The 21,510-nt window shown below is 64.4% G+C and carries 18 protein-coding genes; 6 read left to right on the forward strand and 12 right to left on the reverse strand.

Annotated features, from left to right (window positions below):
* Window positions 1-30: 30 nt before the first annotated feature.
* The gene (locus ACIGJE_RS20940; RefSeq protein ID WP_415081531.1) at window positions 31-669 is read right to left on the reverse strand and encodes a LysE family translocator; all 639 of its coding nucleotides are present in this window, start codon (window positions 667-669) and stop codon (window positions 31-33) included.
* Between the two features lie 104 nt (window positions 670-773).
* On the opposite strand from ACIGJE_RS20940, the gene ACIGJE_RS20945 reads away from it, so the two are divergent.
* Window positions 774-1,667 carry a DMT family transporter gene (locus ACIGJE_RS20945; RefSeq protein ID WP_415081529.1) on the forward strand — a complete coding sequence of 298 codons (894 nt, stop codon included), beginning with the start codon at window positions 774-776 and terminating at the stop codon, window positions 1,665-1,667.
* 118 nt (window positions 1,668-1,785) lie between these two features.
* Window positions 1,786-4,146 (forward strand): ATP-dependent helicase, encoded by a 2,361-nt coding sequence (locus ACIGJE_RS20950; RefSeq protein WP_415081527.1) that lies wholly within the window; start codon window positions 1,786-1,788, stop codon window positions 4,144-4,146.
* Window positions 4,147-4,246: 100 nt separating this feature from the next.
* Here ACIGJE_RS20950 and ACIGJE_RS20955 read toward each other — a convergent pair whose 3' ends face one another.
* Both ACIGJE_RS20955 and ACIGJE_RS20960 read right to left on the reverse strand, forming a co-directional pair.
* On the reverse strand, window positions 4,247-5,614 hold the full coding sequence (locus ACIGJE_RS20955) for a dicarboxylate/amino acid:cation symporter (RefSeq protein ID WP_367623216.1): 1,368 nt from the start codon (window positions 5,612-5,614) through the stop codon (window positions 4,247-4,249).
* 220 nt (window positions 5,615-5,834) lie between these two features.
* Window positions 5,835-7,070 (reverse strand): cytochrome P450, encoded by a 1,236-nt coding sequence (locus ACIGJE_RS20960; RefSeq protein WP_311941637.1) that lies wholly within the window; start codon window positions 7,068-7,070, stop codon window positions 5,835-5,837.
* A 95-nt stretch (window positions 7,071-7,165) separates the two neighbouring features.
* Between ACIGJE_RS20960 and ACIGJE_RS20965 the strand changes: the two genes are divergently transcribed.
* The 4 genes from ACIGJE_RS20965 to ACIGJE_RS20980 all read left to right on the forward strand — a co-directional run bounded on the left by ACIGJE_RS20965 (window position 7,166) and on the right by ACIGJE_RS20980 (window position 11,869).
* Complete coding sequence (locus ACIGJE_RS20965; protein WP_415081524.1) at window positions 7,166-8,335, forward strand: aminotransferase; 1,170 nt, start codon at window positions 7,166-7,168, stop codon at window positions 8,333-8,335.
* 47 nt (window positions 8,336-8,382) lie between these two features.
* A complete protein-coding gene (locus ACIGJE_RS20970) occupies window positions 8,383-9,306 on the forward strand; it encodes a 50S ribosomal protein L11 methyltransferase (RefSeq protein ID WP_311941643.1) in 924 nt (307 codons plus the stop codon).
* A gap of 184 nt (window positions 9,307-9,490) precedes the next feature.
* Window positions 9,491-11,302 carry an aminopeptidase P family protein gene (locus ACIGJE_RS20975; protein ID WP_415081522.1) on the forward strand — a complete coding sequence of 604 codons (1,812 nt, stop codon included), beginning with the start codon at window positions 9,491-9,493 and terminating at the stop codon, window positions 11,300-11,302.
* A 36-nt stretch (window positions 11,303-11,338) separates the two neighbouring features.
* Window positions 11,339-11,869, forward strand: coding sequence for a hypothetical protein (locus tag ACIGJE_RS20980; protein ID WP_415081520.1), 531 nt, complete (start codon window positions 11,339-11,341; stop codon window positions 11,867-11,869).
* A 110-nt stretch (window positions 11,870-11,979) separates the two neighbouring features.
* Here the strand turns inward: ACIGJE_RS20980 and ACIGJE_RS20985 are convergent, their stop codons facing one another.
* The 9 genes from ACIGJE_RS20985 to lpxC form a co-directional block, all read right to left on the reverse strand.
* On the reverse strand, window positions 11,980-12,282 hold the full coding sequence (locus ACIGJE_RS20985; RefSeq protein WP_415081518.1) for an AzlD family protein: 303 nt from the start codon (window positions 12,280-12,282) through the stop codon (window positions 11,980-11,982).
* Window positions 12,272-12,991, reverse strand: a complete 720-nt coding sequence (locus ACIGJE_RS20990; RefSeq protein WP_246683796.1) for an AzlC family ABC transporter permease — start codon at window positions 12,989-12,991, stop codon at window positions 12,272-12,274. The genes ACIGJE_RS20985 and ACIGJE_RS20990 overlap by 11 nt, the downstream gene beginning before the upstream one ends.
* 98 nt (window positions 12,992-13,089) lie before the next feature.
* Window positions 13,090-13,947: a helix-turn-helix transcriptional regulator gene (locus tag ACIGJE_RS20995; protein WP_415081515.1), complete on the reverse strand. Its 858-nt coding sequence runs from the start codon at window positions 13,945-13,947 to the stop codon at window positions 13,090-13,092.
* Window positions 13,948-14,016: 69 nt separating this feature from the next.
* Window positions 14,017-14,505 (reverse strand): DUF3828 domain-containing protein, encoded by a 489-nt coding sequence (locus tag ACIGJE_RS21000; protein WP_415081513.1) that lies wholly within the window; start codon window positions 14,503-14,505, stop codon window positions 14,017-14,019.
* Window positions 14,489-16,624: an NAD-dependent DNA ligase LigA gene (gene ligA / locus ACIGJE_RS21005; RefSeq protein WP_415081511.1), complete on the reverse strand. Its 2,136-nt coding sequence runs from the start codon at window positions 16,622-16,624 to the stop codon at window positions 14,489-14,491. Before ligA ends, ACIGJE_RS21000 begins: the two co-directional genes overlap by 17 nt.
* Window positions 16,625-16,729: 105 nt before the next feature.
* Window positions 16,730-17,359, reverse strand: a complete 630-nt coding sequence (locus ACIGJE_RS21010) for an REP-associated tyrosine transposase (RefSeq protein WP_415081509.1) — start codon at window positions 17,357-17,359, stop codon at window positions 16,730-16,732.
* A gap of 20 nt (window positions 17,360-17,379) precedes the next feature.
* The gene (gene recN, locus ACIGJE_RS21015) at window positions 17,380-19,053 is read right to left on the reverse strand and encodes a DNA repair protein RecN (protein ID WP_367623225.1); all 1,674 of its coding nucleotides are present in this window, start codon (window positions 19,051-19,053) and stop codon (window positions 17,380-17,382) included.
* A 116-nt stretch (window positions 19,054-19,169) separates the two neighbouring features.
* Window positions 19,170-20,036 (reverse strand): outer membrane protein assembly factor BamD, encoded by an 867-nt coding sequence (locus ACIGJE_RS21020; RefSeq protein ID WP_311941667.1) that lies wholly within the window; start codon window positions 20,034-20,036, stop codon window positions 19,170-19,172.
* Window positions 20,037-20,298: 262 nt separating this feature from the next.
* A complete protein-coding gene (gene lpxC, locus ACIGJE_RS21025) occupies window positions 20,299-21,258 on the reverse strand; it encodes a UDP-3-O-acyl-N-acetylglucosamine deacetylase (protein WP_311941670.1) in 960 nt (319 codons plus the stop codon).
* Window positions 21,259-21,510 lie beyond the last annotated feature (252 nt).

The raw sequence follows: 21,510 nt of genomic DNA on the forward strand, positions 1-21,510 counted from the left end.
TATCCAGAGATCCGCTCAAAAAGCCGCTCGTCACCGTGCCGAACTCGCCAGCCCCCGCGCGCCGTCGAGCAGCGACTTCAGGCCGAAGCCGATGAAGACGACGCCGACGATCCGCGTCACCCACAGGCCATAACGGGCAAAGAAGGCCCGCACCGGCCTGAGGCCGATGGCGACATAGAGGATGAAATCCGCCGCCACAAAGCCGAGGAAGGCGGCCACGATCAGGCCCGGCGTTGCAGCCCAGGTGATGTGATCGCCATAGGGCGCCACCAGGGCCCCGAAGGTGGCGAGCGCCACCGGATAGGATTTCGGATTGGTGATGCCGAAGATCACCCCGTTGACCAGCGGCCGGTCGGCACCGATCACGGCCGCCTTGCCGTCCCGCCGGGTCATCACGGCCCGCGCGCCCATATAGATCAGATAGAGCCCGCAGCCGATGCCGAGAATGTCGAACAGGGTCGGACCGATCTGGCTCACCCCGACGATCGCCGCCAAGGCCGCCACCGACCACAGGATGTCGCCGACGAGATGGCCGGTCATGAACCAGGCGCCGGGCGTGCGCCCCTTCGCCGCGCCGAGCGCGAACAAAGCCAGGAAGGCCGGTCCGGGTGAGATCGTATAGAGGAAGCCGGCAAAAAAGGTTGCGGCAAGCAGGGAAACATCGAACATGGGAATCGGCCCGGCGGCGAAGGGATTTGCCATTGCTGCACGGCCGGCGTCCCGGCGCAAGCGGGCATGCGTTTCCTTTCCATCAAGCCCGCACAAGCCCATCCATGCCCGCTTCCAACACACCGGCACCTGTCTTTCTGCTTCTCGTGACCGGCGCATTTCTCGGTCTGTATTTTCCGCTCGGCAAGTTGTCGGGCGCGGCTGGCATTCCGCCGGCCGTATGGACGCTGCTGATCTCGGCGGGCAGCGCCCTGGTCATCGGCGCCGTGCTGGTCCTCCGCCGGGAGGCCTTGCCCCTGACGTCGCCCTTTCTGCGCTTTTACGCGATAGGCGGCATCATTTCCTACGCCCTGCCCAATTTCCTGGTCTACCTGATCATTCCGCACCTGGGCTCGGGCTACACCTCGATCATGTACACGCTGTCGCCGATCATCACCACGATCCTGGCGACCGCCTTGAATGCGCGGCGCCCCAATCTGCTCGGCATCTGCGGTATCCTGATCGGTTTCCTCGGAGCCATGCTCATCGTGCTTGGCAAGGGCCGCGTCGGCGAAGTCAATTTCCTCTGGATCGCCATCGGCTTCCTCATTCCGCTCACGCTGGCAAGCGGCAATGTCTACCGCACTCTGGATTGGCCGCCGGGCGCCCGGCCCCTGGCTCTGGCGGCAGGCAGCAATCTTGCCGCCGCCCTTGTGATGTCGGCAGCCCTGCTCGCCACGAGCGGAGAGCTCGGCCTCGGGACACTCGCCAACGCTCCGCTGGTCAGCACGGCCCAGGTCGCGGCAAGCGCCGCCATGCTTGCCTTCTTCTTTCGCCTGCAAATGGCGGGCGGGCCGGTCTATCTTTCCCAGATCGGCTACGTCGCCGCCGCCCTGGGCCTCGGTGTCGGCACCTTCCTGCTGGGAGAGCATTATCACTGGCTGACCTGGCTCGGCGCCGGGGTGATCGCCGCCGGGGTGATCGTCACCACCATCGCCCAGCGCGCTCCGGGGCAATGAGACAGACGACCGGATGTCCTTGCCTGTTGACGCAAAGCACCGCCTGCCGCTCGCAATCTCGACGCGGCTCCCCATCTAAGCCATTATCCGGCCGTCCAGAATCACGCGAAAACTCGATTTGTCCGATCCACGCTCCCCTTCCCTTGCCCATCAGCCGGCCGCCGGCGGCATTGCTGCGCGTGCCATGGCCGCCGCAAGGCCTGCCGCCTATCTCACCGGCCTGAACCCGGAACAACGCGCGGCGGTGGAGACATTGGACGGCCCCGTACTCGTGCTGGCGGGCGCCGGAACCGGCAAGACGCGCGTGCTGACCACCCGTATCGCCCATATCCTCGCCACCGGCCGCGCCGCGCCCCACCAGATCCTCGCCGTCACCTTCACCAACAAGGCAGCACGGGAAATGCGCGAGCGCATCGGCGTGCTGATCGGCCAGAGCGTGGAGGGCATGCCCTGGCTCGGCACCTTCCATGCCATCGGCGTGAAGATCCTGCGCCGCCACGCCGAGCTGGTCGACCTGAAATCCAATTTCACCATCCTCGACACCGATGATCAGGTCCGCCTGATGAAGCAGGTGATCTCCGCCGCCGGGATCGACGAAAAGCGCTGGCCGGCCCGCCAGCTCGCCAATGCCATCGACGGCTGGAAGAACCGCGGCCTGACGCCGGCGCAGGTACCCGCCGGCGAGGCCATGTCCTTTGCCAATGGCAAAGGCGGCGAGCTCTATGCCGCCTACCAGGCCCGGCTCAAGACCCTGAACGCCGCCGATTTCGGTGATCTCCTGCTGGAATCGATCCGCCTGTTCCGCGAGAATCCGGGCGTCCTGGCCGAATATCACCGCCGTTTCCGCTTCATGCTGGTGGACGAGTACCAGGACACCAACGTCGCGCAATATCTCTGGCTGCGCCTGCTGGCCCAGACGCCGGCGGGCGAAAAGCCGAATTTGTGCTGCGTCGGCGACGACGATCAGTCGATCTATGGCTGGCGCGGCGCGGAGGTCGACAACATCCTGCGCTTCGAGAAGGATTTTCCGGGTGCCACCGTGATCCGGCTCGAGCGCAATTACCGCTCCACCGGCCATATTCTCGGCGCGGCCGGGCACCTGATCGCCAATAATGAGGGACGCCTCGGCAAGACCCTGTTCACCGACGACGAGGAGGGCGAGCGCGTCACCGTCGCCGGTTCCTGGGATTCGGGCGAGGAAGCCCGGGCCATCGGCGACGAGATCGAGGCACTGCAGCACAAGGGCCACGCCCTCAACGACATCGCCATCCTGGTGCGCGCCTCGTTCCAGATGCGCGAATTCGAGGATCGCTTCGTCACGCTCGGCCTGCCCTATCGCGTCATCGGCGGCCCCCGCTTCTACGAGCGCGCCGAAATCCGCGACGCCCTCGCTTATTTTCGCGCCACCATGCAGCCAGCCGACGATCTCGCCTTCGAGCGCATCGTCAACGTGCCCAAGCGCGGCCTCGGCGACGCCACCGTACAGATCCTGCACGACTATGCCCGCCACAACGGCGTGCCGATGATGCAGGCCACGCGGGTGCTGGTCGAGACAGAGGAACTCAAGCCCAAGCCGCGCCAGACACTGCGCGACTTGATGGCCTCCTTTTCGCGCTGGGCCGCCCAGAGCGAGGTGCTCGGCCATCAGGAACTGGCGGAATTGATCCTGGAGGAATCCGGCTACACCGACATGTGGCAGAAGGATCGCACGGCCGAGGCCGCGGGCCGGCTGGAAAACCTCAAGGAACTCGTGCGCTCGATGGAGGGCTTCGAGAATATGGCCGGCTTCCTCGAGCATATCTCGCTGGTGATGGATGCCAGCGAGGAAGGCGCCAGCGAGGACAAAGTCTCGATCCTGACCCTGCACGGCGCCAAGGGCCTGGAATATGAGACGGTGTTCCTGCCCGGCTGGGAGGAAGGCCTGTTCCCGCACCAGCGTTCGCTCGACGAGAACGGCCGCGCCGGCCTGGAGGAGGAGCGGCGCCTCGCCTATGTCGGCCTCACCCGCGCCCGCCGCCGCGCCAAGGTCTGGTTCGCCTCCAACCGCCGCATCCACGGCCTGTGGCAATCGACCATGCCGTCGCGTTTCGTCGACGAACTGCCAGCCGCCCATGTCGAGGTGATGGAGGCTTCCAATTCCTACGGCTCCGGCGGCTCACTCGGCATGAGCCGCTTCGACAAGGCGCAGCCTTTTTCCGGCTCGAACTATTCGACGCCCGGCTGGCAGCGGGCCCAGAGCAACATGGCTTCCGGGTTCCGTACCACCCAGGCCCCGCTCCGCCGCGAGCCCCTGACCATCGAGGGAGAATTGGTGGCCCGCTCCACCGGCACGGCCTCGGCCTACAAGGTGGGCGCCCGCGTCTTCCACCTGAAGTTCGGCTATGGCGAGGTGGCCGAAGTCGACGGCAACAAGCTCACCGTCGATTTCGACAAGGCCGGCCGCAAGCGCGTGGTCGACAGCTTCGTCGAGGCAGCCTGAAGGAAGACACTGCTGCAAGAACAGTGAGACGCAGCCAGCCTTCTCCACGAAGTGGGGAAGACGATTGCGCCGAGCGTTGAAAAAGGCTTCGAAAGCCCCCTCACCCCTTGGCCGGCACGCCGGCGTCGAGATTGTCGATGCCGCCGGCCTGGTTGTAGCGGGCCTCGTCGAGGATGCCCTGACGTTTGGAGACGAGCAGCGGCACCAGGGCCTGGCCGGCGACGTTGACCGCAGTGCGGCCCATGTCGAGGATCGGGTCGATGGCGAGCAGCAGACCGACGCCGGAGAGTGGCAGGCCCAGGGTCGACAGCGTCAGGGTCAGCATCACGGTGGCACCGGTGAGGCCCGCGGTGGCGGCCGAACCGATTACCGAGACGAACACGATCAGCGCGTAATGCTCGATGCCAAGCGGGATCTGGTAGAACTGAGCCACGAAGATCGCCGAAATCGCCGGATAGATCGCCGCGCAGCCATCCATCTTGGTGGTTGATCCCAAGGGCACGGCGAAGGCGGCATATTCCCGGGGCACGCCGAGGCTGCGCTCCGTCACCGCCTCGGTGACCGGCATGGTGCCGACCGAGGAGCGCGAGACGAAGGCAAGCTGGATCGCCGGCCAGGCGCCCGCAAAGAAGCGGGCCGGGCTCAGCCCGTGCAGGATCAGGAGCAGCGGGTAGACGATCAGCAGGACGATGGCGAGGCCGATATAGATGGCGAGCGCATACCAGGTCAGCTGCCCCAGCGTCTGCCAGCCATATTGCGCCACAGCCTTGCCGAGCAGGCCGATCGTGCCGACCGGGGTGAGGCGGATGACCCACCACAGGATCTTGCGCACGATGGCGAGCAGCGACTCGTTGAAGGTGAGGAAGGCATTGGCCCGCTCGCCGACGCTCAGGGCAGCCACACCGACGGCAATGGCGATCACCAGGATCTGCAGCACGTTGAACTGCAGCGACGTGGAGGCGGCACCATCGACGAGCTTGGTCGAGGCCTGGATGCCGAAGACGTTGGCGGGCACCAGGCCCTTGAGGAAATCGAGCCAGGAGCCGGTGGTGGCCGGCGCCTTGGCGGTCTCCGCCAGCACACTCGAATGCAGGCCCGGCTGGATGACCAGGCCGAGGGTGATGCCGATCAGCACGGCGATCAAGGCGGTGATGGCAAACCATAGGAGCGTCTGCCAGACCAGGGCCGCGGCATTCGACAATTTGCGCAGATTGCCGATCGAGGCGACGATGGCGGTGAAGACTAAAGGCGGCACCAGGGCATAGAGCAACTGGACGAAGATCGAGGCGATGGTCGTCAGCGTCTGCACCAGCCAATTCGGATTACCCGCCGCGTCTGGCCCGAGGGAGCGGGCGTAAAGACCAAGCAGCAGTCCCACCACCATGGCGGCGAGCACTTGAAAACCGAAGGAGGCATAGAAGGGCTTAGCTGCCGTCGCTTGTGGGCCGGAAGGGGTTGCCATGGTCATTCTCTTGCGATGTGCCGACAATAATATAACACAAAATATATGTTATACACTTTCAATATCCATACCATGGGCGGATTTGAAAGAGAACCACAGTCGAAACAAAGCAGGGGCGCCCCTCATGCAGGGCTCGTCCCCGGGATCGCAGGCGTCCTCGCCTGCTCTTGGACCCACCGCGTGGCCGGAAAGGAAGGTGCAGGCGAGGACGCCTGCGATCCCAGGGTTACCAACTCAACTCCAGCGCCTTCAGCCCGTGGAAATGGTAGGTGTCGGCATAAACCGGCATCCCTTCCAGCCGCAGGCCGGGCAGCCGTTCGAACAGGATCGGCACCGCCACTTCCAGCTCCAGCCGCGCCAGGGGCGCACCCACGCAGAAATGGATGCCGCCGCCGAAGCTGACATGAGGCGGGCGCTGCCGCGTCGTCAGGAAACGCTCGGGCTCCTCGAAGCGGGCTGGGTCGTGGTTAGCGGCACCGAGCAGCAGGCCGATCTCATCGCCCTTGCGGAAGGTGGCCGGCCCCAGCGTGACGTCCTCCAGCGCATAGCGCTTGAACATGTGGAGCGGCGGATCGAAGCGCAGCATTTCCTCCACCAAGCCCTCGCCGCTCGCCAGCACCGCCTCGCGATCAAGACCGGCCTGCAGGATGGACTTCACGCCATTGCCGATGGCGTGCACCGTCGCCTCATGGCCGGCATTGAGCAGCAGGATGCAGGTGGAGATCAGTTCCTCCTCGCTGAGCCGGTCGCCCTCGGCTTCGACGGCGATGAGATGGCTTATGAGATCGTCGCGCGGTTCGGCTCGCCGCCGCTCGACATAGCCGCGCAGGAACCGGGAGAAATCCTCAGCAGCTGCAACGGCTTGGTCCTCGATACTGCGGCTCCGGCTGAACTGATACATCGCCACCATGCGATGCGACCAGTCGAGCAGTTGCGGGGCCATCTCGACCGGCACACCCAGGAGTTCGGCGATCAGGATCACCGGGATCGGCGTGGCGAAGGCTTCGATCAGGTCGACCCTGCCCTGCCCCTTGAAACCATCGATCAATTGGTTGGCAAGCGCTGCGATCCGCGGCCTCAGACGCTCGACCTGCCGGGTGACGAAAGCGCGGTTGACCAAAGTGCGCAGCCTTGTATGAACCGGCGGCTCGCGCTCCAGCATGGAATGGGCGTCGACCGCATCGAAGGGTGCCAGGTGGGCCTGCGGCTCCGGCCAGCCGAGTTCGGCACGGCTGGCCACATGCAGCACCTCACGCCCGAAGCGCCTGTCGCGAAAGAGGTCGAACACCGCCTGGTGCGAGACCGCGCACCAGCAGCCATATTCCTCCCAGAAGAACAGCGGGCAGGCGTCGCGGATGGCCTGATAGGCGGGATAGGGATGCTGCACGAAGGCCGCATCGGTGGGGCTGAGCGATACGACCGCACGGGCGGCATCGATCCTGAGGCTTGATGGCAAAGACATGAATGAAGGGGTAGGAGATTCCTGCGACAATGTCATCGCCACAGCTACCGGAAATCCCCTTGTCAGAGCAAGACGCCGCAGGCATTTAGGGGCGCATGAGCAGCCAGCCCGCGATCAATCCCAATCTCCTCGACACCGCCACCCCGCCGATCCCGGAGGCGCAGGCCTGGGCACGCGCCTATAACGGTGCGGCCGGCCCGCTGATCGACCTCTCGCAAGCGGTTCCAGGCTACCCGCCGCATGCGGAGCTGCTGGAACGGCTCGGCCGCAATGCCAGCGCGGCGGCGAGCGCCAGCTATGGCCCGATCGAGGGCGACACCGTGCTGCGCCAGGCCTATGCCGCGCATGTTTCCAGCCTCTATGGCGGCAAGGTCGACTGGCAGACCGTCTCGATCACCACCGGCTGCAACCAGGCGTTCTTCGTCGCGGCCCTGGCGGTGGCCAAGGCGGGGGATTCCATCCTGCTGCCGAGCCCCTGGTATTTCAACCACAAGATGACGCTCGACATGCTCGGCATCGAGGCAAGGGCCTTGTCCTGCCCGCCCGAGAACGGCTTCGTGCCGGATGTCGAGAGCGCTGCCGAACTGATCGATCCCACCACGCGGGCTATCCTGCTGGTCACGCCCAACAATCCGACCGGCGCCGTCTACCCGCCCGAAACGATCGAAGCCTTTGCCCGCCTGTGCCGGGATCGCGGCCTCTTCCTCATCCTGGACGAGACCTATCGCGACTTCGTCACCGGCCGGCCGCACGGACTCATCGCTTCCGGTGATTTCGACAACACCTTGATCTACCTCTATTCCTTCTCGAAGAGCTACTGCATTCCCGGCCATCGGCTTGGCGCACTCGTCGCCGCCCCCGCCGTGGCGGCCGAGGTCGGCAAGGTCCTCGACACGCTGCAGATCTGCGCGCCTCGCACCGCCCAGGCCCCCGTCGCCTGGGCCATCGACGGACTGACCGAATGGCGCGAGGCCAACCGCCTGGAGATCGACAGGCGGGCAGCCAGCTTCCGCGCGGCCTTCGAGGGCATCAATGGCTGGCGGATCGATGCGATGGGTGCCTATTTCGCCTTCCTGCACCATCCCTTCCATGGCCATACCGCGGCGAGCGTGGTCAAGGAACTGGTGGAGAAGGCCGGCGTGCTCTGCCTGCCCGGTCCCTATTTCGGCCCCGGCCTGGAAGGGCATATGCGGGTCGCCTTCGCCAATGCCGGCGTGGAGCAGCTGCAGGCCCTGCGCGAACGCTTCCAGCGTTTCGGCGGGTAAGCGCGATTTCCGTTGCCCTTCGGCGGCGGGCGCGATAGCCAAGCGATATGCTCGAAGGTCTTCATCCCAACAATCCCACCCATGTCGCGCGCATCGTCACCGACGAGATGCGTGCGCGTCGCATCGCCGACCTGCTCGGCGAGAGTTTCGACCCCACGGAAACGGCGATCGCCGCCTTCGAGAAGGAAGACGGCACGGCCAAGCCACCCTGGCTGGTCGAGGTCTATTTCCGGACCGAGCCGGACGAAGCCTCCGTACGGGACCTGATCGCATTGGCGGCCGGTCCCGACATCGAAGTGATCTTCGACAGCTTCGGCGACAAGGACTGGGTGGCGGCCTCGCTGGAGGGCCTGGTGCCCGTGCGGGCGGGCCGCTTTACCGTCCATGGCAGCCATGACCGCCAGCAGGTCCCGGCCAACAGCATCGGCATCGAGATCGAGGCGGCGCTCGCCTTCGGTACCGGCCATCACGGCACCACGCGCGGCTGCCTCCTCGCTCTGGACGATCTCCTCAAGCGCAAGCGCCCCAATCGGCCGCTCGATATCGGCACCGGCACCGGCGTGCTGGCCATCGCGGCCGCACGCGCCCTGCGCCTTCGGGTCCTCGCCTCCGATATCGATCCGATCGCCATCGCCACCGCGCGCAACAATATCCGCTTCAACAAGGCCGGCGCCTATGTCGAGAGCTTCGTGGCGCGCGGCACCACTGCCCGGGCCATGCAGACCAACAAGCCGTTCGACCTGGTCTTTGCCAACATCCTGATGGGTCCGCTGGTGCGTCTGGCGGCACCGATGAGCCGGCTGCTGGCGCCCGGGGCCACGGTGATCCTGTCCGGCCTGCTCCACTCCCACGCCAATGCGGCCCTGGCGGCCTATCGCGCCCAGGGCCTGCATCTCATCCGCCAGATCAAGATCGACGAATGGACGACGCTGGTGCTGTCCTATGGCGGTGGCAAGCCCAAGAAACTTTGAGCGAACAAGACTATTCCCTTCTCCCCTTGCGGGAGAAGGTGGCGGCAGCCGGATGAGGGGTGTTGGCGCCAAGTCTGCAAAGACGCGTTTCTCCCCTCATCCCCCTGCCGGGACCTCTAGTCAACTCAAGAGAGTTGACGACACCCGCAAGGGGAGAAGGCATTCATACTTCAAGGGTGATCAAATGGCTTTTCAGTCCTTCGACGAAATTTCCCAGCCCAGCCTCGGCCCGTCTCGTGCGACGGCCTTGCGCGGCAAGCTCGCCGAACTGGGGCTCGACGGCTTCGTGGTCCCTCGCTCCGACGAACACCAGAACGAATATTGCCCGCCCTCGGAAGAGCGCCTCGCCTGGCTCACCGGTTTTGCGGGATCCGCCGGCATCGCCATCGTCCTGAAGGACGAGGCTTCGATTTTCGTCGACGGCCGCTATACCGTGCAGGTGCGCGAGCAGGTCGACACCTCGACATACACCCCCCGCCATCTCATCGAGGAGCCGCCTGAGAAATGGCTAGGCAGCGTGCTTAAGCCCGGCATGAAGCTCGGCTACGACCCGCGCCTTCAATCGATGAACGAGGTCGAGCGCCTTCGTGCCGCCTGCGAGAAGGCCGGCGCAAGTTTTGTTGCCGTCAAGGAAAATCCGGTTGACGCCATCTGGACGGACAGGCCGGCACCGCCGCTGGCCCAGATCGTCCTGCATGATGTGGCCCTGGCCGGCGAGAGTGTCGCCTCCAAGATCGAGCGCCTGCAGGCCAAGCTGCGCGAGCAGAAGCTCGACGCCGTCTTCACCAACGACGCCCATGCCTCCGCCTGGCTGTTCAACATCCGCGGCGGCGACGTCTCCCACACGCCCCTGCCGCTTTCCTACGCCCTGGTGCCGGCAGAGGGACAACCGACCCTGTTCGCCGACGGCCGCAAATTCTCCAATGCCGTCAGGGACGAACTCTCCCAGCACATGGCGATCGCCGAGCCGCGCCAGATCGAGGCCGTGCTGGCCGGCAGCGTGAAAGGCAAGGCCGTCAGGCTCGACCCCGCCATGGTGGTCGAACACTTCGCCACGCTGGTCGAGCAGGCCGGCGGCAAGGTGCAGAAGGGCGGCGATCCCGTGGCGCTGCTGCGCGCCGTCAAGAACGAAGCCGAGCGCGCCGGCGCCAGGGCCGCCCATATCCGCGATGGAGTCGCCTTCGTGAACTTCCTCGCCTGGTTCGAACGCACCGTGCCCGGGGCTAGGGAAACCGAGATCTCGGTGGCGGAGGCCCTGGAGCGCTTCCGCGAAGGTACGGGCGTCCTGAAGGATCTCTCCTTCCCCTCGATCTCCTCGGCCGGGCCGAACGCCGCCCTGCCGCATTACCGCGTCAGCCACGCCAGCAACCGAGCCGTGACGCCGGGCTTCTTCCTGATCGATTCCGGCGCGCAATATGTCGACGGCACCACCGACATCACCCGCACCATCGCGGTGGGCGACGTCTCGCCCGAGATGAAGGACCGCTACACCCGCGTGCTGAAAGGCCACATCGCCATCTCCCTGGCGCGCTTCCCCAAGGGGGCCTCGGGCGCCCAGCTCGACAGCTTCGCCCGCGCTGCGCTCTGGGAGATCGGCACCGATTTCGACCACGGCACCGGCCATGGCGTCGGCTCCTATCTCTCCGTGCATGAAGGGCCGCAGCGCATCTCCAAGCTCGGCACCACGCCGCTCGAACCGGGCATGATCCTGTCCAACGAGCCGGGCTATTACCGGGTCGGCGCCTTCGGCATCCGCATCGAAAACCTCGTCCTGGTCGAAGAGATCACCATCGAGGGGGCCGAACGCACGATGTACGGCTTCGAGACGCTCACTTTGGCGCCCATTGACGTGAGGCCGATCGAGCTGTCCCTGCTTACGCAGCGGGAAATCGATTGGCTCAACGCCTATCACGCCCAAGTGCGCGAGACGCTCGGCCCCCTGCTCGACGAGCCGGAACGCCAGTGGCTGGATGAGGTGACGCAGGCGATCGGGTGAACCATCTGCTCCAAGATTCCGCGACGGAGAACCTACATGTTCAGGCAGATTCGATATCTGCGGCCCATGGTCTCGATCATAGCCTTGCTTTTACCCGGGGCGGCGTTGGCAGCTCCTGTCTGCAAGATCTCGAAGGAGGGTCAACAGCGCATTTTGCAAACCTTGTGCATGCATCAGACTGGTGAGACGCTCACCAGTGCCTGCATTGGTGCCGAGGGCATGAAAATGAACATCCTGGAAGCGACCATCTTCATCGAGAGCCTCAATCGTTGCGGCCTGCCGGAACGAAAACTTGCTGAGATGGGTTTTACGGGCATCGCCAAGATCTACGGGGCGCAAGCCGCCATGGCACGCTGCGTCGGTGTGCGCCTGAATGTGCCGTCCATGATCGCTGAGGCAAGAGGTCGGGCACAGGCCAATGGCAAGGGTCTTCCCTGTCCCTCGCAATCTGCCCTCGATCTTGCCAAGAAGACAGCTTCCCGCTACGCCGCATGGCAGGAGCTGTTGCCGACTTTCTATAAAGAGGCCGGAGTAAACATCGATTCCGGCGGCAATGTCAGGGAATAGTGTGGCGGTTCCTTTCCCCTTTGACGGACGGGCACCCAGACGCTCTCGACTGAAGAGACTTCCATCCGGCGTTGACAACCCAGGATAAGGCCGATCCTGAAGATCCGCCCCTACCCTATCGCCATGCGAAGCAGCACCACGCTGACCACGCCGACCGCGATGGTGACGAGCAGCGGCATGCGGGTGGCGGAGACAGCGGTGATGCCGGCGGCGATGGTTTCGGCCGGCCCTGTGGCCAGCGCTACCGGAGCGATCACCGACACCAGCACTGCCGCCGGGATGGCGTCGAAGGCAGCCTTGGTGCGGCCCGCCAGAGCGAGGCGGCCGGCCAGGAAGATGCCGGCGATGCGGGTGACGTAGGTCACCAAGGCCATGGTGAGGATGGCTGCCACCGTATGGGGATCAAACGACATCGATGGCCTCCTTGGCGTCGAGCTTGCTGCGGCCGGGATGGCCCGTCAGGAAGGCAGCCAGAATGCCCGCCAGGGCCCCGGCTGGCACATGCCAGGGCGCGCCCACCTTCAGATAGACCAGCGCCGCCACCACAGCGCTGGTGAGGATGGTCGCCGCCGAGCTGCGCCCTTCCCAAAAGCCGGCGATCAGCCCGATGAACAGGGCCGTGAAGGCGAAATCGGCGCCATAGCGGGCGGGATCGCCCAGAAGCTGGCCGACGAGCCCGCCCGCCGTGCTCCACAGCGCCCAATTGAGATAGAAGAACACCGACATGGCGAAATAATAGGTCGGCGTCAGCTCGGCCCGCGCAGCCCTGCGCTCGGACATCGCCCAGTTCTCGTCGGCCATCATGAAGAAGCCGAGAAAACGCTGGGCGGGCGAGAACAGCGCCGTCTTAGGCGTTAGCGAGGCCCCCATCAGGATATGGCGGCAATTGATCAGCAGCGTGCCGAAGGCCAAAGTGAGGATGGAAACCGGCTGCACCCATTGTTCGAGCGCCGCAAATTGCGCGCTGCCGGCAAACACGGTGAAGGACATCAGCGCAATCTCGGCCGGCGACAGACCCTTGGAGACGGCGATGGCGCCGAACAGGAAGCCGATCGGGATCGCCGCCAGGGCTGGCGGCGCGATATCGATCAGCGCGGAACGGATTTCGGAACGGGCGGACAAAGGACAACTCCTGATGGAGCGCCCTGATTAGGCACAACGCAATCGCCGGTCTTGGACAAAAGTTGCATCGAGAGTGTCAGCCTCCGGCCGACACTCCATCATCCGCGAAAAGCCCCCGGCGTCACGCCCATGCGCGCCTTGAAAACCCGGTTGAGGTGGCTCTGGTCGTAGAAGCCGCAGGCTGCCGCCACTTCCGCCGGCCCTTCGCCCGCCGCCAGCAGGCGCCGGGCCGCCCGGTAGCGCCGGTCGGTGAGATAGGCATGGGGCGTGGTGCCCATCGCCTTGCGGAAGGAACGCACCAGGTGGCTGCGATTGAGCCCCGCCACGGCAGCAAGCTCGTCGAGGCCGACATCGTGCTCGAAATGCTGGTCGAGATAGGCCCGCGCCTTGGCGAGCGGCCCGCTCTCGTCGCCGAGCCTGATCGGCTCGCCATGGCCGCCCCAGCGCCCGAGCAAGGTCGAAAAGAAGCGGCTGAGCCTGGCATCGCGTTCGAGCAGGGTCACCGCGGGGTCGCTGAGTGCAATCTGCAGCGTCACCAGATCGGCGGCCAGGGCGGGATCCTCGATCACCGAACGCTCGAACCAGGGCGTGCCGGCGGCAGGACGCCCGAAGGTATCCTCGGCAACGGAGCGCATCAGATCAATGGTGGGGTAGAGCACGCGATAGACGAATCCCTCACCTGCCGGCTCGCCATCATGGAGTTCGTCCGGACAGACCATCGCGAAACTTCCCGGCGAGGCGTAGTGCCGGCTACCTCGATGCGAGAAGGCCTCGCAACCGTCGAGCACGGCGGCGACGGCATAGGTCTCGTGGGTATGGGGCACATAGCGGTGCCGGCGAAAGATCGCGCTCAGGCACTCCAACCCGTCATAGCGCTGCTCGCGCCAGAACCGGACGGCATCGCCTCGTTCGGCGGCATCCTCGAGGGTGGTGAAAGCGCTGGATTCAGACGGCATGCGTCTAAGATAGTCTCCTTGCCCGCAAATTGCTTGGATGAAAGTTGCATCCGCTGCGATGCGCGGCCTCTATTTCAGCGACAGCATCTGGCGCAGGGACCATGCTTCCTCGGCAGTGCCTTTCTTGGAGATGTTGGAGACATGCCACTGGCCGTTTTCCTGCACCAGGTCGTAGACGAGCTCGTCGCGCTTGGGGTCGCCGCGGTTGAAGCTCACGCCCACCTGGGCCCGGTCGCCCTGCACCGCTGCCGGCTCGATCTTCAGATCCTTGATCATCGGATCCTGTGAATCGCTCACCGGATCGAAATCGAGTGCTCCCACCTCGCCCGACTTGGCAGATTCATCGATATCCCGCTTCACCGCGGCCGCCAGGTCCTTGCTGAGATATTTGGCACGCAGCTTGGCATCGCCGATGAGGTCGATGCCTTTTGTCTCGGGCGTCTTTCCCGAATAGATCTGCTTCACCACCGCCTCGGGCGTGGCCTCAGCCGCCAATGCCTGCACTGCCAGCCCCGACGCCAGCAGAAGGCCAAGGCACAGTTCACGTATCCTGGTCATTCGTGCTCCCCGCTCCATTCACGAGCTCGAACCATTCATCCTCATTGATGACCTTGACGCCGTGCTTTTGCGCATCCGCCAGTTTCGAGCCGGCGCCGGGGCCGGCAACCACCAGATCGGTCTTCTTGGAGACGGAGCCTGAGACCTTCGCGCCCAGCCGATCGGCCATGGCCTTGGCCTCGTCGCGGCTCATGCGCTCCAGCGCCCCGGTAAACACCACCGTCTTGCCGGCGACAGGGCTTTCGGCACGTGGCTTTTCCGCATCGAGGATGCGGATTTCGGCCGTCAACCGCTCGAGGATGGCAAGGTTGTGCTCTTCCGCAAAATAGGCGCCGATGGCCTCGACCACCGTCTCGCCGATCTGGTCGATCGCATCCATCTCGGCGGCCGCCTCCTCGTCCTTGGCGGCGATGCGCAGCGCCGCCTGCTCGAAGGCCTGCCAGGAGCCATAGGCGCGAGCGAGTTGGCGGGCCGTGGTCTCGCCGACATGACGAATGCCGAGGGCATAGAGAAAGCGTTCCAGCGCGATCTCTCGGCGGGCATCGATGGCGGCGAACAGGTTCTTCGTGGAGGTTGCGCCAAAACCTTCGCGATCCTTCAATTTCTTGAAGTTCTGGCCGTCGCGGGCTGCCAGGGTGAAGATGTCACCGGGCTCGCGGATCGGCAGGTCCTCGTTCTCGAAGAAGAAGGCGATCTGCTTCTCGCCCAGCCCCTCGATGTCGAAGGCGCGGCGGGAGACGAAATGCCTGAGATGCTCGATCTTCTGGAAGGGACAGGCGAATTCGCCCGAGCAGCGCCGCACCGCTCCCTCCCCGCCCGTCACCGTCTCCTCGCGCATGACCGGCGTCTTCAGGGAACAGGGACAGGTTTCGGGAAAGATATAGGGAACGGCATCCGCCGGCCGCTTCTCCAGCACCGCCCCGAGGATCTGCGGGATCACGTCCCCCGCGCGCTGCACGATCACGGTATCGCCTATGCGCACATCCTTGCGGGCGATCTCGTCCTCATTGTGCAACGTGGCGTTGGAGACGACGACGCCGCCCACGGTCACCGGCTGCAGCTTGGCAACCGGCGTCAGGGCTCCGGTGCGCCCTACCTGGATCTCGATGCCCTGCAGCAGCGTGGTCGCCTTCTCGGCCGGGAACTTGTGCGCCGTCGCCCAGCGCGGCGAGCGCGAGACGAAGCCGAGCCGCTGCTGCAGATCGAGGCGGTCGACCTTGTAGACCACGCCGTCGATGTCGTAGCCTAGCGTGGCGCGCTGCGCCTCGATCTGGTGGTAATGGGCGAGCAGGTCGGCAGCGTCGTGGCAGCGCACCATCAGGGGATTGACCGCAAAACCCCACTCGGCGAAAGCCCGCACCACCTCGAACTGCGTGGTGGCCGGCAGCGCGCTGGCCTCGCCCCAGGCATAGGCAAAGAAGCGCAGGGGGCGGCTCGCCGTGATGGAGGCATCGAGCTGGCGCAGCGAGCCAGCGGCCGCATTGCGCGGATTGGCGAACAGGGGCTTGCCGAGAGCCGCCTGCCTTTCATTCATGGCATTGAAATCGGCGTGGCTCATATAGACCTCGCCGCGCACCTCGAAAATCTCGGGGACATTGCCCTTCAGCACATTGGGAATGTCGCCGATGGTGCGGACATTGGCGGTGACGTCCTCGCCCTCGGCGCCATCGCCGCGCGTCGCCGCCACCACCAGCCTGCCCTTCTCGTAGCGCAGCGAGCAGGACAGGCCGTCGATCTTGGGTTCGGCCGTGATCGCTAGGTCATCGCTCTCTGCAAGACCGAGGAAGCGGCGGATGCGGGCCACGAACTCCTCGACATCCTCATCGGAAAAGCTGTTGGACAAGGACAGCATCGGCACGCGGTGGCGCACCTTGGCGAATTTCTCGGACGGCGCCGCACCGACCCTGTCCGAGAGGCTCTCAGCCGATTTGAGCTCAGGAAAGCGCTCCTCGATCGCCGTGTAGCGACGTCGCAGGACATCATAGTCCGCATCGCTGATGTCAGGCGCATCTTCCTGGTAATAGGCCTTGTCGGCCTCGATCAACCGCGCCGCGAGTTCCTCGTAGTCAGCGCGGGCCTCCTTGAGCGAGAGGTCGGAGACGGGCTTGGGAGTGTTCATGACAGGCCAACCGATGCATTGCTTTGCTGTGGCTTAACACAACCATTCCAATCGAGGCAGAGGGGAGCGACCAGGATGGGGGGCGGGTCTTCAGACCCGCGACTACTACTCGGTGATGAAGTTAGACGCCGGGTCTGAAGACCCGCCCCCCAATTTTCGGCGCGCGCTCGACCACCGCCATTCAGTGCAATGGGTGCAAAGTCCTGCCTTAACGGGATTGCGCTCGATATAATCAATCGTTCGAGCCATTTGATCTTCACTACGCATGTAACGGTCAAAATAGTCGGCTTGCCAGAAAACGCCCTGCCGCCCCAGAATTCGATTGGCCCTTGCAGCAGTGTAAGATTTCCACGACTTGACCACATCCGCCAGGCGCCAACCATCCTTCAAGTCGAAAAGACAGTGCACGTGATTGGGCATGATGCACCAAGACCACAGACGATAGCGTTGCATGTGGAAAGCAAGCAACGCACCCTCGACCAGCAAAGCAATGTCCGTATTCGCCAACCAACAAGTCCCCATCCCCTCGTCGAGCTTACTTTCCACACGCCGTCGCATCTCCACTGATGTTTCGCGGCGATCTTCGACCCAGGCGGGGAGGCTATCTGCCAGCCGGAACGTTACGAACTGCACGATCTCAGGGGTATCAAAGTGCGGCAAACCGTGCGGTTGGTACCAGCCACGGTGGCCTCCACCTTCCATTGGCAGATTATTTGCGCTGTATTTTCGCTCCAACGTTCTCCCCTCGGATGCGGCTAGATCTGAAGCCCTCCTCCCAACAACCGATCAGCCGCCGCCCTCGCCTCGTCGGTCACATGCGCGCCGGCGAGCATGCGGGCGATTTCCTCACGCCGCTTTTCGGTGTCGAGAGGAGAAACGCGGGTGGCGACCCTGTCCTTGCCCTCGGCCTGCTTGGCGATGAGGAAATGGGTGGCTGCCCGGGCGGCCACCTGCGGGGCATGGGTGACGTTGATGACCTGCACCTTGCCCGCCAGCCGCGCCAGGCGCTGGCCGATGGCATCGGCGACGGCGCCGCCCACGCCGGAATCGATCTCGTCGAACACCAGGGTCGGCGCCGAACCGCGATCGGCCAGCGCGACCTTGAGGGCCAGCATGAAACGCGAAAGCTCGCCGCCGGACGCCACCTTCATCATCGGCCCGGGCCGGGTGCCGGGATTGGTCTGGACCCAGAACTCGACCCTGTCGAACCCGTCGGGCGAGGCCAGGGTCTTGTCGCTTTCGACCGAAGTGGTGAACTTCGCCCTGTCGAGCTTGAGCGGCGGCAATTCGCCGTTGACGGCAGCATCGAGCTGGCCGGCGGTGGCTTTGCGTTTGTCGGAGAGCACCGCAGCCGAGGCCTCATAGGCGAGACGAGCGGCACGGTCTGCCTGCTCCAGGGCCTGGAGCTGCCCTTCCCCCTCGTCCAGGGCGGCCAGGTCGGCCGTATAACGCTCGGCCAGGGCCGGCAGGTCTTCCACGGAGACATCATATTTGCGGCTTGCCGCGCGCAGGGCGAACAGGCGCTCTTCCAGGCGCTCCAGTTCCGCCGGGTCGAAATCGGCCTCGTCCAATGCCGTCTGCAACGCGATGCGGGCCTCTTCCAGGGCGTTGAGCGCCTGGTCCAGCGAGGCGATGGCCGGTTCGACCAGGCGTGGCGCCTGGGCGCCCCGCCGCTCGAGGCGCCGGATGATGGCCGCCAGCGACGGCGTGGGAGAGCCGTTGCCGCCGACCCCCTCATAGGCCTCCTTGAGATCGACGGCGATCTTCTCGGCCTGCATCATATGGGTGCGTCGCTCGGCCAGGGCTTCTTCCTCTCCGAGCTGGACATCGAGCTTGCCGAGTTCATCGACGGAATGGCGCAGCCAGTCGCCCTCCGCCCGGGCTTTTTCCAGCCGGGCCCGGTGCTGTGCCAGCGACTGCGTGGCCTTGCGCCAGGCCGCATGCTTGCCGGACACTTCCGCCGCCAGATCCTCCAGCCCCCCGAAGGCATCGAGGAGCGCGCGGTGGGAAGCAGGATCGGTCAGGGCCCGGTCGTCATGCTGGCCGTGGATCTCGACCAGGGCCGCCCCCGTGGCGCGCAGCACCTGCACGCTGACGGGCTGGTCGTTGATGAAGGCACGCGTGCGGCCGTCCGCCATCTGTACACGGCGCAGGATCAGGTCGCCGTCGTCGGAAATGTCGTTGGCCTTCAGCACGGCTCGGGCAGCATGATCGGCCGAAACGTCGAAGACGGCACTGACCTGCCCCTGGCCCGTACCATGACGTACCAGGGAGCCGTCCCCACGTCCGCCCAACGCAAGGGCAAAGGCGTCGAGCAAGATCGACTTGCCGGCGCCGGTCTCGCCGGTCAGCACGGACAGGCCCGCGACGAATTCGAGGTCGAGCCGATCGATCAGAACGATATCGCGAATGGCGAGTTGAACGAGCATGACAGATCTATACCGGGCTTACGCCTGCGCCGCATGACAAAACATGAGGCTGCTCACAAGCAAAGGGCCGATCTTGCGACCGGCCCTTTGCAAATTCGACAGTCGCTACCAGCGCCTTAGAGCGTGATCGCGTTGCGGAACGTCCGGCTCAGCCAGGAATCGGTATCCTCGCGCGGCTCCAGGCCGTGCGATTTCACCAGCGTATACGCATCCTTGTACCACTGGCTGTTGGGGTAGTTGTGGCCCAGGATGGCAGCGGCGGTCTGCGCCTCGCTGGAAAGGCCGAGCGCCATGTAGCATTCCGTCAGGCGGCTCAGCGCCTCTTCGATCTGCCGGGTCTGGGCATAGTCCTTCACCACGGTCTTGTAGCGGTTGACCGCAGCGGAATAGTTCTGCTGCTTCTGGTAGAAGCGGCCGATCTCCATTTCCTTGCCGGCGAGCTGGTCGCGCACGACCTGGATCTTGAACTTGGAGTCGCTGACATATTCCGACTTGGGATAGTCGGTGACGACCTTCTGGAAACCGGCAAGCGCCTGGCTGGCCCGGTCCTGGTCGCGCGTGATGTCGGGGATCTGCTTATACTGGGAGTTGGCCCAGATATAAGTCATGTAGGCCGCGTCCTTGTCGTTCGGCCACAGGGTCACGTAACGGCGCGACGAGGTAATGGCATCGTCGTAATTGCCGGACGTGTAATTCGAATAAGCCATCATCAGAATGGCTTTCTTCTGCCATTCCGTCTGCGGATATTGCTTGTCGAGCGATTCGAAACGCTTGGAGGCCTTGGAATAGTCGCCGCCCTTCATGGCGACGAGGCCCTGGTTGTAGAGAAGATCCGGCGGGTCGGTCGCCTGGGTCTTGTAGCCCGGATCGTCATCCCAAAAACCGCAGGCGGCCAGCGGCGTCGCCATCAGCGCAATGGCGACGGCACGAACCGCGAGCCGCGTCGCGACGGTGCGGGAAGACGAGAGGGAACGCAGCGGCATCACTCAGACCTCTACTTCGACTAGTACCAGCATTGTCGCGCGTTTCCGGCGGATGAACCCATCCATCAGCTTCGCACCACAACGTTAAGACTTCGTGGTTCGACATTCACAGCCAGCACCAGCCCGTCCAGACGGATAGGCCGTTATACCGGCGGCAATGCAGGGGCCCTTGTAGCCGATTGTCCGGCCAAGCGCCACCGCCTCTGCAAAATTGTACAATGCTTTGCGGCGGCGCTGTCAAGCGAGGCAAAAGCCTTCGCACTCAATTGGTATCGGGCGCGAAGGCCGCTGCGGCCAGGCCGCTGGAAAGCTCGGCATGGCCGCTCTCGCGACGTACCGGTGCATCGACCATGGTCCAGGCGCTGTCATCGGCGAACAGGGCCTGAAGCATCATGTAGTTGACGCGATGTCCGCCGCAATAGGAGCGGAACTGGCCGATCAGCGGAGCACCGGCAAGAGCCAGGTCGCCCACCGCATCGAGCATCTTGTGACGCACGAATTCATCGGCATAGCGAAGACCTTCCGGATTGAGGATGCGATCCTCGCTCAGGGCCACCGAGTTCTCCAGGGAGGAGCCGAGCGCAAGGCCCCTCTCCCACAGCTGTTCGACATCCTTGACGAAGCCGAAGGTACGGGCCCGCGACAGTTCACGACGGAAATTGTCGGGTGTCAGGTCGAGCGCGCGGCGCTGGCGGCCGATCAGGGGCGTCTCGAAATCGATCTCGACGTCGAGGCGGAAGCCTGCATTGCCGGACTTGTCCCAGGGCGTCAGCTCAGCCCAGGCGCGCCCCATTTCGACGCGAACCGGCTTGAGCACCTTGATCTGCCGGCGGCGCGCCCGTAGCGTGGCGATGCCAACCTGATCGATCGCCTCGATGAAGGGCGCGGACGAACCGTCCATCACCGGGATTTCGGCGCTGTCGACTTCAACCGTGACATTGTCGATGCCCAGGCCGCGCAGCGCCGCCATCAGATGCTCGATGGTGGCAACCGAAGCCCGCGTGGCATCACCGACGACCGTGCACAGGCGCGTATCGACGACGTTGTGATAATGGGCGAGGATCTCCCGCTCGCGCCCGTTCTCCAGATGCGTGCGCAGGAAAACGATGCCGCTGTCGGCCTCGCTGGGATGCAGTGTGATGGAGACAGGCTTGCCAGAATGGACCCCGATCCCTTCGAGGGATACACGGTCATTCAAAGTCGTCTGGAAACCAGATTTCATGTGCGTATTCCACAAGCCGTCCGCCAGGGTGGCGGTACCCAACCGAAACTAGACCGGCCTGCTTTCTGTTTGACCCTTTGGTCCTTTCATTCCCTGCCACGGGGGCATGGACTCGGACCTTTCTTCGAAAATACGTAAAGCAAAAACCAAAGCTTTAGCCAAATCACGCTTTCTTACGGTCTGTAACACAAGCTCGCCAAGTTCCGGCTTGTGAGCCTAGTTTTAAAATCCTTAATCATTTCAAAAAATTAC

Source organism: Labrys sp. E2SS-1L (assembly GCF_057073705.1).

Bases quoted from the DNA above. Each gene is read 5' to 3' on its own strand.
- ACIGJE_RS20975 (WP_415081522.1), top strand. From the start codon at position 9,491: ATGGCTTTTCAGTCCTTCGACGAAATTTCCCAGCCCAGCCTCGGCCCG.
- ACIGJE_RS20995 (WP_415081515.1), bottom strand. From the start codon at position 13,947: ATGCCGTCTGAATCCAGCGCTTTCACCACCCTCGAGGATGCCGCCGAA.
- ACIGJE_RS20945 (WP_415081529.1), top strand. From the start codon at position 774: ATGCCCGCTTCCAACACACCGGCACCTGTCTTTCTGCTTCTCGTGACC.
- ACIGJE_RS21000 (WP_415081513.1), bottom strand. From the start codon at position 14,505: ATGACCAGGATACGTGAACTGTGCCTTGGCCTTCTGCTGGCGTCGGGG.
- ACIGJE_RS20970 (WP_311941643.1), top strand. From the start codon at position 8,383: ATGCTCGAAGGTCTTCATCCCAACAATCCCACCCATGTCGCGCGCATC.
- ACIGJE_RS20940 (WP_415081531.1), bottom strand. From the start codon at position 669: ATGTTCGATGTTTCCCTGCTTGCCGCAACCTTTTTTGCCGGCTTCCTC.
- ACIGJE_RS20985 (WP_415081518.1), bottom strand. From the start codon at position 12,282: ATGTCGTTTGATCCCCATACGGTGGCAGCCATCCTCACCATGGCCTTG.
- recN (WP_367623225.1), bottom strand. From the start codon at position 19,053: ATGCTCGTTCAACTCGCCATTCGCGATATCGTTCTGATCGATCGGCTC.
- ACIGJE_RS20955 (WP_367623216.1), bottom strand. From the start codon at position 5,614: ATGACCATGGCAACCCCTTCCGGCCCACAAGCGACGGCAGCTAAGCCC.
- ACIGJE_RS20960 (WP_311941637.1), bottom strand. From the start codon at position 7,070: ATGTCTTTGCCATCAAGCCTCAGGATCGATGCCGCCCGTGCGGTCGTA.
- ACIGJE_RS20965 (WP_415081524.1), top strand. From the start codon at position 7,166: ATGAGCAGCCAGCCCGCGATCAATCCCAATCTCCTCGACACCGCCACC.
- lpxC (WP_311941670.1), bottom strand. From the start codon at position 21,258: ATGAAATCTGGTTTCCAGACGACTTTGAATGACCGTGTATCCCTCGAA.
- ACIGJE_RS21020 (WP_311941667.1), bottom strand. From the start codon at position 20,036: ATGCCGCTGCGTTCCCTCTCGTCTTCCCGCACCGTCGCGACGCGGCTC.
- ACIGJE_RS20980 (WP_415081520.1), top strand. From the start codon at position 11,339: ATGTTCAGGCAGATTCGATATCTGCGGCCCATGGTCTCGATCATAGCC.
- ligA (WP_415081511.1), bottom strand. From the start codon at position 16,624: ATGAACACTCCCAAGCCCGTCTCCGACCTCTCGCTCAAGGAGGCCCGC.